6 protein-coding genes are annotated in these 14,857 nt (G+C 71.5%); all 6 read left to right on the forward strand.

Going from position 1 to position 14,857, the window contains the following annotated elements; genetic code table 11:
• Positions 1-68 precede the first annotated feature (68 nt).
• The 6 genes from GB932_RS11010 (at position 69) to GB932_RS19620 (ending at position 14,857) form a co-directional block, all read left to right on the forward strand.
• Positions 69-2,144, forward strand: coding sequence for an acyl-CoA dehydrogenase family protein (locus tag GB932_RS11010; protein ID WP_156760753.1), 2,076 nt, complete (start codon positions 69-71; stop codon positions 2,142-2,144).
• A gap of 122 nt (positions 2,145-2,266) precedes the next feature.
• Positions 2,267-8,533 carry an Ig-like domain-containing protein gene (locus tag GB932_RS11015; RefSeq protein ID WP_156760754.1) on the forward strand — a complete coding sequence of 2,089 codons (6,267 nt, stop codon included), beginning with the start codon at positions 2,267-2,269 and terminating at the stop codon, positions 8,531-8,533.
• 40 nt (positions 8,534-8,573) lie between these two features.
• Complete coding sequence (locus tag GB932_RS11020; RefSeq protein ID WP_156760755.1) at positions 8,574-9,554, forward strand: AAA family ATPase; 981 nt, start codon at positions 8,574-8,576, stop codon at positions 9,552-9,554.
• A 5-nt stretch (positions 9,555-9,559) separates the two neighbouring features.
• The gene (locus GB932_RS11025) at positions 9,560-10,849 is read left to right on the forward strand and encodes a DUF58 domain-containing protein (protein WP_156760756.1); all 1,290 of its coding nucleotides are present in this window, start codon (positions 9,560-9,562) and stop codon (positions 10,847-10,849) included.
• The gene (locus GB932_RS11030; RefSeq protein WP_156760757.1) at positions 10,846-13,275 is read left to right on the forward strand and encodes a transglutaminase TgpA family protein; all 2,430 of its coding nucleotides are present in this window, start codon (positions 10,846-10,848) and stop codon (positions 13,273-13,275) included. The genes GB932_RS11025 and GB932_RS11030 overlap by 4 nt, the downstream gene beginning before the upstream one ends.
• A gap of 7 nt (positions 13,276-13,282) precedes the next feature.
• Positions 13,283-14,857 (forward strand): RDD family protein, encoded by a 1,575-nt coding sequence (locus GB932_RS19620; protein ID WP_306769951.1) that lies wholly within the window; start codon positions 13,283-13,285, stop codon positions 14,855-14,857.

The following is a 14,857-nucleotide window of genomic DNA, read 5'->3' on the forward strand; positions in this document are numbered from 1 at the left end:
TCGATCGGAACGAGAGGATCTGCATAGATTCGTCGGAGCACCCACCTCGACGATCCGAGAGGACACCCGTGGCCGACACCGCCGTTCGCCCTGACCGCCCCGCACACAGCACCGCGCCCGACAATGCCGCCCCGACGTTCGACGCGAGCATCGACATCGACGCGCTCACTCCGCACCTGCTCGGGAAGTGGGGCGACATCCGCCTCGAGGCGCGCGAGATGATCACGGACGACGCCTTCTGGCAGATCCCAGGTCAGCACTACCTCGAGCACCGCGAGCGCGTCCTCGAGCAGTGCCGACTGCTCGCCCAGCGCGGGGCGGGCGGGCGCGCGTTCCCGACGGAGTACGGCGGGCTCGGCACGCAGGGCGGCAACCTCGCGGGCTTCGAGGAGCTCGTGCTCGCCGACCCGAGCCTGCAGATCAAGTCGGGCGTGCAGTGGGGCCTGTTCACGTCGGCGATCTATCAGCTCGGTACGAAGAAGCACTGGGACCGCTGGCTGCCCGACGCGATGTCGCTCGACCTGCCGGGCGCGTTCGCCATGACCGAGACGGGCCACGGTTCCGATGTGCAGTCGATCGCGACGACTGCGACGTACGACGTCGAGGCGCAGGAGTTCGTGATCCGCACACCGTTCCGCGGCGCGTACAAGGACTACCTCGGCAACGCGGCCACGCACGGGCGCGCGGCGACCGTGTTCGCGCAGCTCATCACAGGCGGCGTGAACTACGGCGTGCACTGCTTCTTCGTCCCGATCCGTGACGAGAACGGCGAGAACCTCCCCGGCATCACGAGCGAGGACGACGGCCCGAAGGGCGGCCTCAACGGCATCGACAACGGTCGCCTCGCCTTCGACGATGTGCGCGTGCCGCGCGAGAACCTCCTCAACCGCTACGGCGACGTCGCCGCGGACGGCACCTACTCGAGCCCCATTCAGAGCCCGGGGCGCCGGTTCTTCACGATGCTCGGCGCCCTCGTGCAGGGCCGGGTGTCGCTCGACGGCGCCGCGACCTGGGCTGCGGCCCTGTCGCTGAAGATCGCCGTGACCTACGGCAACCAGCGCCGGCAGTTCGACGACGGCACGGGCGAGGAGACGGTGCTCCTCGACTACGGCAAGCACCGTCGCCGGCTCATCCCGCGGATCGCGACGGCCTACGCGCAGGCATTCGCCCACGAGGAGCTGCTGCAGAAGTTCGACGGCGTGTTCAGCGGCGAGACCGATACCGACGAGAACCGCCAGGATCTCGAGACGCTCGCGGCCGCGCTGAAGCCGCTGTCGACGTGGAACGCGCTCGACACGATCCAGGAGGCGCGGGAGGCATGCGGCGGGCAGGGGTACCTCGCCGAGAACCGCCTCGTCGGCCTGCACCAGGATCTCGACGTCTACGCGACCTTCGAGGGCGACAACAATGTGCTCCTCCAGCTCGTCGGCAAGCGCCTGCTCGGCGACTTCGCCGCCCAGTTCTCCGGCAAGGACACGAAGCACCTCGCCGCGTACGCCGCGCGCCAGAGCGCCTCGAAGCTGTTCCACGGCGCGGGGCTGCGCCAGCTCGGCCAGACGGTCGCCGACCTGGGGTCCACCGCGCGGTCCGTCGAGCTCGGCCTGCGCGCCGAGGATCAGCACCAGCTCCTCGCCGACCGCGTGCAGCAGATGGTCGCGGACGTCGGCACGCGGCTCAACGCCGCGCGGAAGCTGCCCCCGGCCGAGGCGCAGGAGGTCTTCAACGAGAACCAGGTCGAACTGCTCGAGGCGGCGCGCGCGCATGGCGAGCTGCTCCAGTGGGAGGCGTTCAGCGACGCGATCGACCGCATCGACGACGAGGGCACGCGTTCCGTCCTCACCTGGGTGCGCGACCTGTTCGGCCTCTCGATCGTCGAGAAGCACCTCACGTGGCACCTCCTCAACGGGCGCCTGTCGACCCAGCGTGCGGCCGCGGTCACGCGGTACATCGATCGGCTGTGCACGCGTCTGCGTCCCCACGCGCAGGACCTCGTCGACGCGTTCGGCTTCGCGCCCGAGCATGTGCGGGCGCCCATCGCGTCGGGGGTGGAGCAGCGGCGGCAGGACGAGGCCCGCGCGCACTACGCGGATCTGCGGGCGAGCGGGGCCGCGCCGACGCCCGAGAAGAGGGCTCGCGAGCGGTAGGGGAGCGCGCGGCGCGGCATCGGCGTGTCGTCCCCGCTAAAGTAGTCGGGTTGGGTATGCGAGCGGTCCGCATGCCCTGACCCGGACTCCGACCGCACGAACTGCTTGGGGGAGCAGCGCCGATGAACGCCGTGAGCTGGCTGCGTGCACGATCCAGCACCCTTGCCGGGGTCGCCATCGTCGTCGCGGGCGCCGTCACGCTCACGGGGTTCGCCATCGCCTACGAGGGCAACCCCACGGCGGAGGTGGAGCTCGACTCCGGCAGCGTGTGGGTGACGAAGACCTCGAGCGAGGTGATGGGCCACCTCAACACCTCGTCGGCCCTCCTCGATGGGCAGCTGCGCGGCGTCACGACTGATCGCGTCGAGGTGATGCAGGAGCGCGACGAGGTCCTCGTCTTCGACAGCGGCGACAGCACGCTTTCGCGCATCGACGGCGCCAGCATGGTCCTCGGCGATCGAGTGCAGGTGCCCGCCGGCTCGCTCGTGCAGCGCGGCGGGAGCACGGTCGCGCTGCTGACCCCCGACGACGGCGCGCTCTACGTCCTGCCGATCGCGGAGGTCGGCGCATTCACGGTCGACGACGTCGAGCCCGTCGCCGCGCTCGGCGCCGACGCCGCGCTGACGGTCGCGCGCGACGGGACGGTGCATGCCTTCTCGGCCGCCACTCGCACGCTCACGACGATCGAGACCGGATCCGACGGTGCCGTCGCGGGCGAACCGGCGCAGCAGACCCTGGAGAACGTCGCGGGCGGCGACGTGCAGATCACGACCGTCGGACGGACCCCGGTGGTCCTCGACGCGACCGAGGGGATGGTCGTGTCGCCGGACGGGCTCGCCACGTCGATCGGCGGGGCGGAGTCCGCTCGGATCGCGGCCGACGTGGTCGACGGGACGAGCGTGCGCGTCGCGACGGAATCCGGCGTCGTCACCGTGCCGCTCGACGGGGCCGAGACGACGCGCGCGCCGAGCGGCGGCGAGGCAGGGAAGCCCCTCGAGCCGGTCGTCGTGGACGATTGCGTCTACGCGGCGTGGCAGGCGGTCGACCGGTTCCTGCGCGACTGCGGCGGCACGGAGAGCGACCTTGCTCAGGCGATCGACGACGTGCCGAGCGACGACGGCCTCGTGTTTCGAACGAACGGCGATGATGTCGTCCTGAACGACGCATCCGCCGGAACCTCATGGCTCGCCTCGGAGGAGATGCAGCGGGTCGACAACTGGGACGATCTCACGCCGCCCGAGGGCGACGGGCAGGACTCCGACGAGGTGGAGCAGACCGACGAGGCCGAGATCCAGCCGCCCGATCGCACGGAGGAGAACCGGTCTCCGACAGCTGAGGACGATCGGTATGGCGTCCGCCCCGGTCGCTCGGCGGTGCTCCCCGTCCTCGACAACGACTCGGATCCGGACGGCGACGTCCTGACGATCACGATCGACGAGCAGCCGGGCATCGGCATGGTGCAGACGATCCAGGACGGGCAGGCGCTCCAGATCACCTTGCCCGAGAACGCGGCCGAGGGGGCGACGGAGTCGTTCCGGTACACGGTCGACGACGGCCGCGGCGCGAGCGACTCCGCCACGGTCGAGATCACCGCGCGCGGCGCCGACGAGAACGCGGCGCCCGAGCAGAAGAAGCTGCGCCCGACCGTCGCGGTCGAGACCGGAGGATCGGTCACCTACAACGTCCTGCCCGACTGGATCGACCCCGATGGCGACGACGTCTTCCTTGCGAACGTCGTGGCGGCGGAGGGCGACGAGGTCGACTTCACGGCCGACGGCCAGATCACCTACCGCGCGCTGGCGGCATACGAGGGCCCCCTTGACATCGACGTCACCGTGTCGGACGGTGAGACCTCTGCGACGGGCGAGCTGAGCCTCGACGTTCAGCCCGTGGGCACCGTGCGCCCGATCACGAACGCCGACCACGTCACGCTCTATCGCGGCGACACCGCGACAGTCGAGCCTCTCGTCAACGACATCAATGCGGCGAGCGAGCAGCTCACGCTCTCGCAGCTGTCGGAGGAGCCGGGGCTCACGACCACGATCGATGCGCAGGGAGGAACGTTCTCCGTCACGGGCGAGACGACGGACACGTTCTACGTCGACTACACGGCATCGGCCGGCGCGCAGTCGGCCGCGGGCCTCGTGCGGGTCGATGTCCTCGATCCCGAAGACGGCCGGGACGATCCGCCTGTCGCTGTGCGGGATACGGCCTACCTGCCGGGCGGCGGCGAGGCGCTCATCGACGTCCTGCAGAACGACCACGACCCCGCGGGCGGCGTGCTCGTCGTGCAGTCCGTGGAGACGCCATCGGGATCCGGGGTGTCCGCGGCAGTGCTCGGGCAGTCGACTGTGCGCCTCACCGACCGCGCCATGCTCGCCGAGCAGGTCGTCGTCACCTATCGGATCCATAACGGCGCGCATGCGGCGACCGGTGAGATCGTCGTGATCCCCGTGCCGGCGACCGACAAGGTGCGTCCACCGATCGCCGCCGACGACACCGCGAGGGTGCGCGCGGGCGACATCGTCACGATCCCCGTGACGGAGAACGACTCGCATCCGAACGGCGACGCGTTCACGGTGGTGCCCGAATTCGTCGAGCGACCCGATCCCGAGGTCGGTGACATCTTCGTCTCACAGGACGAGGTGCGGTTCCGCGCCGCCTCCGACGCGGACGGACAGGTCTCGGTCGTCTACAGCATCGTCGACAGCGTGGGGCAGAAGGACTCCGCGTCGGTCACCATCGACATCGTCCCGTGGAACGAGGACGGGAACTCCGCGCCGATCCCCGAAGCCGTGACCGGCCGGGCGATCTCGGGCGCGCAGACACGCATCGACATCCCGCTCGAGAGGATCGATCCCGACGGCGACTCCGTCGATCTCGTCGGCATCTCGTCGGCGCCGTCGAAGGGGCGCGTCACCGAGACCGGAGCCGATTTCCTGACGTATGCGGCCGACCGCGGTGCCTCGGGAGTCGACTCGTTCCAGTACCGCGTCGTGGATACGTTCGGCGAGGAGTCGATCGGCACGATCCGCGTCGGCATCGCGCCGCCGCCGGGGGTCAACCAGGCGCCGACCGCGATGAGCGATGAGGTCGTCATGCGCCCGGGACGCACGGTGTCGATTCCCGTCCTCGCGAACGACTCCGACCCCGAGGGCGACCAGATCGGCCTCGTCCCCGACTCGATCGAGCCCCTCGGGGACGACGACATCTCGGCCGAGACGACGAACGACCGCGTCCTGCTGACGGCTCCGCGCACGGAGGGGACGAGCCAGTTCCAATACACGATCGAGGATGAGAAGGGCAACTCCGCCCGCGGCGTCGTGCACGTCACGGTCGCCGACGACGTGCCGCTCGAGGTGCCGATCGCCCGCGACGACCGCGTGCTCATCGACGACGTCACGGGCGAGTTCACGGCCGACATCGACCTGCTCGCGAACGACGAGGATCCGGACGGCACGATCGACGACCTCGCCCTCGACATCGAGGGCGTCGAGCTGCTTGCGGGGGAGGGCCCTGGCGTCGTGCGCGTCGCGGTCGAGGACCGCCGCCGCGCGATCCTGTACACCGTGACGGACGCCGACGGCGGCACCGCCTCCGCATTCCTCGTCGTGCCGGCGAAGGACGACCTGAGGCCGGTGCTCCTCGAGGGCGCGCAGATCGTGATCCAGAGCGACACGGTCGTCGAGATCCCGCTGGCGGAGTACGTTCAGGTCGCGGAGGGGCGTGAGGCGCGGATCACCTCGGCTGAGGCCGTGTCGACCAAGCACGGCAACGGCGATGCGCTCGTGGTCGACCCGCAGACGCTCCAGTACCGCTCTGTCTATCGATACGAGGGGACCGACGACATCACGTTCGAAGTGACTGACGGCGACGGCCCCGACGATCCGAACGGGCGCACGTCGGTGCTCACGATCCCGATCACGGTGACGGAGCCGCGCAACGAGGCACCGGAGTTCACCGACACGGCGACGACGGTCGGCGCGGGCGACGGACCCGTCACGCTCGACCTCGCCCAGCGCACCTTCGACATCGACGAGGACGAGCTGAGCTACTCGCTGGCGGATCCCGGATCCCTCCCCGACGGTGTGGACGCCGAGCTCGACGGCACCTCCCTGACGGTCGAGGCGACGCCCGAAGCGCGCGGGCGCGACGCCGCCGTCGGCGTGCTCGTCGACGACGGCGAGGCCGACCCGGTCACGGGGCTGGTCCACGTGACGGTGGCGGCGTCGGGCCGCCCGCTGCCGGCCGCGAACGACGACGTCCTCGGCGAGGTGCATCAGGGCGAGGAGCTCGCGGTGCCCGTCCTCGAGAATGACTCGAACCCGTTCGAGGGCGAGGGGGAGCTGCGCATCGTCGATGCCGAGGTCGAGAAGGGGGATGCGTCGATCGAGTTCACCGACGCGGGCGTGACGCTCACGCCCGGCGCCGACTGGCACGGATACGTGACTGCGCAATACACGATCGCCGACATCACGGACGACCCCGACCGGTACGTGCAGGCGCGCATCACGGCGACCGTGCTCGGCGTCGCGGAGAAGCCGGGCACGCCCGCGGCCTCGAAGATCGGCAACCGCGCGGCGACCCTCACCTGGACCGCCCCGTCGGACAACGGCGCGGAGATCACGGAGTACCTCGTCGAGGACTACCTCGGCGGCGGCTACGAGAAGACCTGCAAGGCGACGGTCTGCACGCTCGACGACCTCGTCAACAACCGCGAGTACCAGTTCCAGGTGACGGCGATCAACGAGGTCGGCCCGTCGCCCTCCTCCGAGATCAGCCAGGTCGTGCGCCCCGATGTGAAGCCCGAGGCGCCGAACGCCCCGCGGTTCACGCTCGACGCGGGTGACAGGGACCAGCGGCTCGGCATCGCCTGGAACGCGCCCGACAGCGCGGGGTCACCCGTCACCGGATACCTCGTGCGGATCGACGACGGCCGCACGGTGAGGCTGCGCGAGTTCGACGGATCCACCCTCACCTCGCGCGTGTTCGAGAACCTCGACAACGGCACGCGGTATCGGTTCCAGGTCGCCGCGACGAACAGGGCGGACATCCGCAGCGTCGGCGGCTGGTCGTGGAGCCCGTGGTCGGCCTACGAGAAGCCGGCGACCGTTCCGGACGCCCCTGGCACGCCGAACGTCGAGCGCACCGATCAACCGTACGGCGAGAACGAGTTCCGGCTCACCTGGGCGAATCCCGGGACCAATGGCGGGGACGGGGTCTCGGCGTGGACGATTCGCGTGCACCACGGCGGCGAGGTCGTGCAGACGATCGACGCTCCGAATGACGATCGCGTGCACGTCGTGGTCCTCGCCAACTCGGCGACCGACTACGAGTTCTCGGTCGCCGCGGGCAATCGCGAAGGCCGCGGCGGGTTCAGCGCGAAGAGCGCGCCGATCCGCTCGTACAGTCGCCCGGGCCCCGTCACGAACGTGCAGGCGAAGCCGCTCGACAGCGCGGTCAGCGTGCAGTGGGGCGCCGCCGATCCGAACGGCGTGCGCCAGGACCAGGTGGGGTACGAGTACAGCGTCAACGGCGGATCCTGGGCGGGCTTCCCCGACGGGGTGCGCGCGGAGGGCGACACGCTCCGCGCGACCGTACCGGCGAACAACGGCGACGACACCGTCGTGTCCGTGCGCGCCGTCACCTCCGTCGATGGCGAGGGCTCGCGCACGGGCGAGCCCGGGCGGGCCGAGGCGGTGAAGCCGTACGGCGAACCGTACGCGCCGCAGCTGTTCCGCAGCGCTGACACGGCGCACGCCGCGAACATGGGCGTCGAGGTCACGACCGCGAACAACGGCCGCAACATCCGCAAGATCCTCCTCGAGATCGAGGCAGCCGACGGCGAACGATACGAGCACATCTGGGAGCGGGGCGAGAGCGGGGAGAGCGCACCATCGACCTCGATGAGGATCGACGAGCTCCTGCCCCCGGCGAGCAGCATCCGCGTCACCGCCACGATCTGGGACACCGAGGGGCAGAAGGCGTCGGCGCAGGCCGAATACTGGGTCCCGAAGCCCGAGCTCACCCTCTCGCATCCCGAGGGCGAGCCCACCACCGACTCGGAGACGCCGTTCACGCTGTCATGGACGAGGCTCGCGCCGCCGCCGGAGGGCCGCGGCGGATACAACTGGAGCTGTCAGTACTGGGACACGGAGGACAGGCGATGGAGGGAGGCCGCCGACGGGTGGGTGAACTACTGGGAGGCCGGCGGCAGCTCGGGGTCCGTCGAGGTCGACTGCCGTCGATCGTTCGGGCCGTTCGCCGACGAGCTGGCCGCGGCGAACTACCGCGTGCAGATCAGCTCCGACTACCCGCAGATCCCCCACGGCGCCCAGTTCACGAACGCCGTGGCCGTGACGCAGGCGCCGACGGACGGCACCAATTGACCCGCGAAGAACGATCCGCCATCGAAAGCGAGAATCACTCATGACCATGACACCGCAGCAGGCCGGCTGGTTCGAGGGAACGTTCAATCGGCTCGTCGACAACGTCGATCGCGCCCTGATGGGCAAGCGCGATGTCGTGAGCCTCGTGCTCGCGGCGATGCTCGCCGAGGGGCACGTCCTGCTCGAGGACGCACCCGGAACCGGCAAGACGAGCCTCGCGAAGTCGCTCGCCGCGACCGTGCAGGGCACGTCGAACCGCATCCAGTTCACACCCGACCTCCTCCCGAGCGACGTCACCGGCGTGACGATCTACGACCAGCAGAACCACTCGTTCGAGTTCCACAAGGGCCCCGTCTTCACCTCGATCCTGCTGGCAGACGAGATCAACCGCGCATCGCCGAAGACCCAGTCGGCGCTGCTCGAGGTGATGGAGGAGGCGCGCGTCACGGTCGACGGCGTCACGCACGAGGTCGGCCGCCCGTTCCTCGTCATCGCGACGCAGAACCCGATCGAGACCGCGGGAACCTACAAGCTGCCCGAGGCGCAGCTCGACCGCTTTCTCATCAAGGCATCGATCGGCTACCCGACCGTCGAGGTGACCGAGCGGATCCTCGCCGGCTCGGCCGAGCGCAACCCGTCGAGCCGGCTGACGCCGCTCATCACGACCGAGGCCATCGCCGACATGGCGGATCTGGCGGCGAGCGTCCACGTCGACGGGGCGGTGCTTCGATACGCGGCCGAACTCGCTGAGGCGACGCGCGCGGACCAGGACACCCGGCTCGGTGTGTCGGTGCGCGGGGCGATCGCGATGATCCGGCTCGCGAAGGTGTGGGCGGCGGCGCAGGGCCGTCACTACGTGATCCCCGACGATGTGAAGGTGCTCGCGCAGCCCGCGTGGGCGCACCGCCTCGTGATGGACCCGGAAGCCGAGTTCTCAGGCGTCGTGCAGAGCACCGTCGTCCAGCGCGCCCTCGCCGACGTCCCCGCACCGCAGACGCGCGCGCAGACCGCGACCGCCTGAGCCACGTGACCGCTCCCGTGCCCGGCACCCCGCGCGCCGCCTCCGAGGAGGCGGCGCCCGTCGGAGCGCCCGCGCGGGCGACCCGCGTGACGGGGGCCCAGATCGGGCGGTACCTCGCGACGAGCGCGTGGCGCGGCATTCGGGCGGCGGCCGGTGTGGTCCGTCCGATCGGCTGGACGGCGATCGCCGGGGCGGCCGCGCTGTGGATCATCGGCCCGATGTACGGCTGGCGCGAGATGACGACGGGCGCGATCGCCCTCACGGTCGTCGTCCTCGCGTCCGCGCTGTTCCTTCTCGGGCGCACGGCGTACGACGTCGAGCTCGACCTCACCCGCGATCGCGTCGTGGTCGGCGAGCGCGCGCAGGGCGGCCTCATCCTCACGAACGGCACGAACCGCCCGATCGCGTCGGCGAGGGTCGTGCTCCCGGTCGGGCAGGGACGCGGCGTCTTCGCCGTGCGGCGCCTCGCGACCGGCGAGAGCGTGACGGAGCTGTTCGAGATCCCGACCCATCGTCGCGGTGTGCTGCCGGTCGGCCCCGTGAGCGTCCTCCGCGGTGATCCTCTCGGACTGTTCGAGCGCGTCGAGCGGCGGGCCGACCAGACGGACCTGTTCGTGCACCCGCGATCGATCGCCTTCGAGGGCCAGTCGCTCGGGTTCGTGCGCGACCTCGAGGGCCTCCCCACGAGCGATCTCGCGCGCGACGACATCGCGTTCCACGCACTCACGGAGTATCAGCCCGGCGACGACCTGCGGCACGTGCACTGGCGGTCGACGGCCCGCACGGGGACCACGATGATGCGCACCTACGAGCAGACGCGGCGCTCGCACTTCGTCATCGCGATCTCCGCGGCGCGGCACGAGTACCGCACTGAGGCCGAGTTCGAGCTCGCCGTGTCGATCGCGGCATCGATCGGGCGCCGCGGCCTGCGCGACGCGTTCGACGTCGATCTGCGGACGCAGGCGCGCGGCCTGCGCGGCGACAGCGAGCGTCGCCTGCTCGATTCGCTGGCGGCGCTCGAGACGATCTCGACCCGGGAGGGCGTCGACGAGCTCGGCGCGTTCGTCGGGGCGGGGATCCCCTCGGCGAGCTTCGTCGTTCTCGTCACGGGGCGGGGCGCGACCGCGAGCGATCTCCGCGCCGCTGTCGCGCGCATTCCGGTCGGCGCGCGCACGCTCGTGTGCGTCGCAGACGAGGGCGCGGATCCGAGCCTCCGTCGCATCGCCGACGCGCGCGTCGTCGCCCTCGGCGCGCTCGACCAGCTGCCCCTCGCGCTGCGGAGGTCCCTCGCATGAGCGCGCCCGAGAGTCGCGAGGCGCTCTCCGGCCGGCGCTGGATCCTCGACATCGTCGCGATGATCGCTCTGTTCACCGTGCCGATCCTCGTGTTCTGGCCGCTCTTCGGGGGTGCCCGTTTCTTCCTCGGCGCCTATGGCGGCCTCGTCATCGGCCTCACGATCGCCGCGGCGGGCGCGCTGTGGCGGTGGCACATCCTCGTCCTCACGCCCGTGACGATCGTCGTGTACTTCCTCTTCGGAGGGGCGTTCGCCCTGCCGGCCACGACCATCGCGGGGGTCGTGCCGTCGCTCGAGACGCTGCGCCAGCTCGCGGCGGGGTCGGTCACGATGTGGAAGTCGTTCCTCACGACCGTCACGCCGATGGCCGTCGAGGACGGTCACCTTCTCGTGCCCTTCGCGACGCTGCTCGTGGCAGCCGTCGTCGGTGGGAGCCTGGCGCTGCGCGTGGCCCCGGCTGCGTGGGCGATGCTGCCCATCCTCGCGAGCGTCGTGCTCGCGATCGTCCTCGGCTCGCCCTCGCCGCCGGCGTGGCTCCCGTACGCGCTGGGCGCGGCGTTCATCGCCGTGGCGATCGCGTGGCTCGCGATCCGGGAGGCGTGGTCGCCGCGCTTCGCCGCGGTGTCGATCGCGGGACTCGCGGGGCGCGGGGCCACGGGCGGCGCCGGGACGCGCTTCGCCGCGGGGATCGCGATCGTCGCGGTGGCGGCCGGCGCCGGATTCGCGTCGCAGGCCGTCGCGCCGCAGAACGAGGTGCGCGAGGTCGCCCGCGACACGATCATCCCGCCCTTCCGACTCCACGACTACGCGAGCCCGCTGCAGTCGTGGCGCTCGATCGTGCGCGACCATCCCACGTCCGACGAGCCGCTGTTCTCCGTCGCCGGGCTGCCGGAGGGCGCGCGGGTGCGGCTCGCCGTGCTCGACGGATACGACGGCCTCGTCTACAACGTGGCCGACAGCGGCGACGGCCAGTCGAGCGACTTCCTGCCGCTGCGCAGCGGCATGGCGGAAGGCGCGGAGGGCACGCCTGTCTCGGTCGAGATCTCGATCGAGCAGTACTCCGGACCGTGGCTCCCCGACCTGGGCGTCGTCGACGTCATCGCATTCGCCGGGGCGGGCGAACGCGTCGATGAACTGCGGCGCGGCACGTTCGTCAACGAGGAGACGGGGACGGCCCTCGTCACCGGCGGTCTGCGCCAGGGCGACCGGTTCACGGTGTCCGCCGTGCTCCCCGACGTGCCGACAGCGGACGAGGTCGGCGACGCGCCCTTCGCGAAGGTGCCGCTGCCCACGATCCAGTCGCCCCCGGGCGATGCGGCATCCGTCGCGGCCGACATCATCGACGAGGCCGACGACGCCGTCGAGGGCGCCCTGCAGCCGTATGCGCGGGCGAAGGCCCTTGAGGAGTGGCTGCAGAACAGCTACTTCAGCCACGGCCTCTCGAAGGAGGACACGGGGCGCTCCGAGGACGACCCGCAGTCGCGCGCGGGTCACGGCGCGCAGCGCATCGGCCAGCTGCTCAGCTCGGATCAGCGCGTCGGCGACGACGAGCAGTACGCCGTCGCGATGGCGATCATGGCGCGCGCCCTCGGCATGCCGGCACGTGTCGTCATGGGATTCCACGCGGACGAGAACGACCCCGATGTGGATCCCTTCATCGCGTCGGGAGCGACAGTGCACGCATGGGTCGAGGTCGCGTTCGATGGCCACGGCTGGGTGGCGTTCGATCCGACTCCGGCGGAGGACAACGTCCCCGAGGAGATCTCAGAGAGCCCGCGGCAGGAGCCGCGCCCGCAGGTGCTGCAGCCGCCGCCCCCGCCGCAGGAGCCGGCCGACGAGCCGCCGCTGGTGCCGAACGAACGCGAGCAGGACGAGGAGGAGGAGCCGCTTCTCTCGCCGATCGCCTGGCAGGTGATCGTCGTCGGAGGCATCAGCCTTCTCGCCGTCGCCCTCCTGCTGGCGCCGTTCCTGATCGTGGCGGCGATCAAGCTGGCGCAGCGCCGCCGGCGTCTCCGTGCGGTCGACCCGAGCGACCGGATCGCGGGCGGCTGGCACGAGCTCGTCGACCGAGCCGCCGACCTCGGCGCCTACCGCGGCACCGCCCTCCCCGAGGGAGCCACGCGGCACGAAGAGGCCTCGACGGTCGCGTCCCGATTCCACGAGCCGCGCGTGGCGGCGCTCGCCGCCGAGGCTGATGCGCGCGTGTTCGCGCCCGTCGATCCGACCGACGAGGAGGTGTCGGCGTACTGGCACGATGTCGACGAGGTCGTCGGCAGCATGCGGCAGAAGTCGACGGCGTGGGGACGATTCCGCGCCCGCCTCAGCCTGCGTTCGATCGCCAAGAACTCCCCGATCCGTCGCGGACTGAGGCGCCTTCGTGAGAAGGTCGCAGATACCCGAGAAGCAGTGAGCGAGAAGGAGGCCTGACGTGAGCATGTCGACAGGTCAGTCTGGCTATGCGAGCGAGCCACCTCATGGGGCGCCGCCGCAGGTCCCGCAGTACGCACAGCCCCAGCCACCGGCGCCGCAGCCCGCGCCGCGGGGGGTGCGTCCGCCGGCATCGCTCGGCACGCGCGTGCTCGTGTACCTCATCGACATGGCGCTCATCGGCGCCGCCGCGGGACTGATCGGCGGTCCGCTCACGATGCTCGTCGGCGCGGGCGTCGCGCCCCAGCTGGTGCAGGGGGACCCGCTCGGATACCTGTTGCTCGTCCTCGTGCCGACGCTCGTCGGCGTCGCCCTCGTCGCCGCGTACGTCGCGATGCAGGGCGCGGGCGGCTCGTTCGCGCAGCGGTGGCTCAAGGTGCGACTCGTGCGTGACGACACGGGCGAGCGGCTCGGGTTCGGGCGCGCCCTCGTGCGGCACATCATCTGGGCGCTCGCCGCGACGATCGTCGTCGGGTACTTCTCGGTGTTCTTCGACCGCTCCGGTCGCCGGCAGGGCTGGCACGACAGGGTCGCGAAGGCGCTCGTCGTCGACGTGTCGGCCGAGCACCGTGCGCCGTCCGGGACGGCGCCGGCGGCTCCGCCGAGCTGGCAGCCGGATCCGCGCCTGACGGGCGCGACGCCGCCTCCCGTTCCGCCGCAGCCGGGCGCGCCGTTCGCCGCGCCGCCTGCGCCCCAGGATCCGTTTGCGGCGCACCGGCCCTCCGCCGCCGCGTCGCCTGACGCGCCGCGGGATCCGTTCGCGGCGTCCCCGCAGGCGCAGGCGTCCCCGGGCGGGCCGTACGACGCCTTCGCCGCGCCCGCTTTGGCGCCCATCCCGCCGCGCCCCGCCGCGCCTCCGGCTCCGGTCGGGGCGCCTCCGGCAGGTGCGCAACCGCAGCCGCCCGAGTCCGCATCGATGCCCGAGCCGATCGATCCCTTCGCGGGGCCGGCACCCGCCGCGCCACCCGCGGAGGCCGCGCCGCGCGTGGCCGATGAGGGACCGATCGCGTTCGTCCCCGGCGTGACGGGGGAGCCGCCTGCCGGGCGTCCCGCCCCCGCGCCGGCCGACATGCCGCCGGCGCCCGCGCCGGCCGCCGTTCCGGAGCCCGTCGCCGAGCCCGAGCCGATCGCCGATATGCCTCCTGCCCCGACGGCCGCCGATGTGCCCGGGCCCGCGCCGGTCGCGCCCGCCGACGAGTTCCCCGACGACACGATCGTGATCGATCGCGCCGCGCCGCCCGCGCCCAGCGCGCCGCCCTCCGTCGTGCTCGTGTGGGACGACGGGCGCCGCACGACGGCGACGTCGCGGACGATCTTCGGCCGCAATCCCGTCGGCGAGCCAGGAGCCGAGCACATCGCGATCGTCGATGACACGCTGTCCCTGTCGAAGACGCACTTCGAGGTCTCGTTCGACGGCGAGCAGGTCGTCGTCGTCGACCGGCATTCGACCAACGGGGTCGTGCTCGAACGCGACGGCGCGACGACCGATCTCGCACCGGGTGTCCCGACGCCGCTGACAGTCGGCGATGTGCTCGCGATCGGCGATCGCCGGGCGACGGTCGAGCGGGCGGGGCGCGCCTGA

The organism is Microbacterium karelineae (assembly GCF_009745985.1).
Lineage (GTDB): Bacteria > Actinomycetota > Actinomycetes > Actinomycetales > Microbacteriaceae > Microbacterium > Microbacterium karelineae.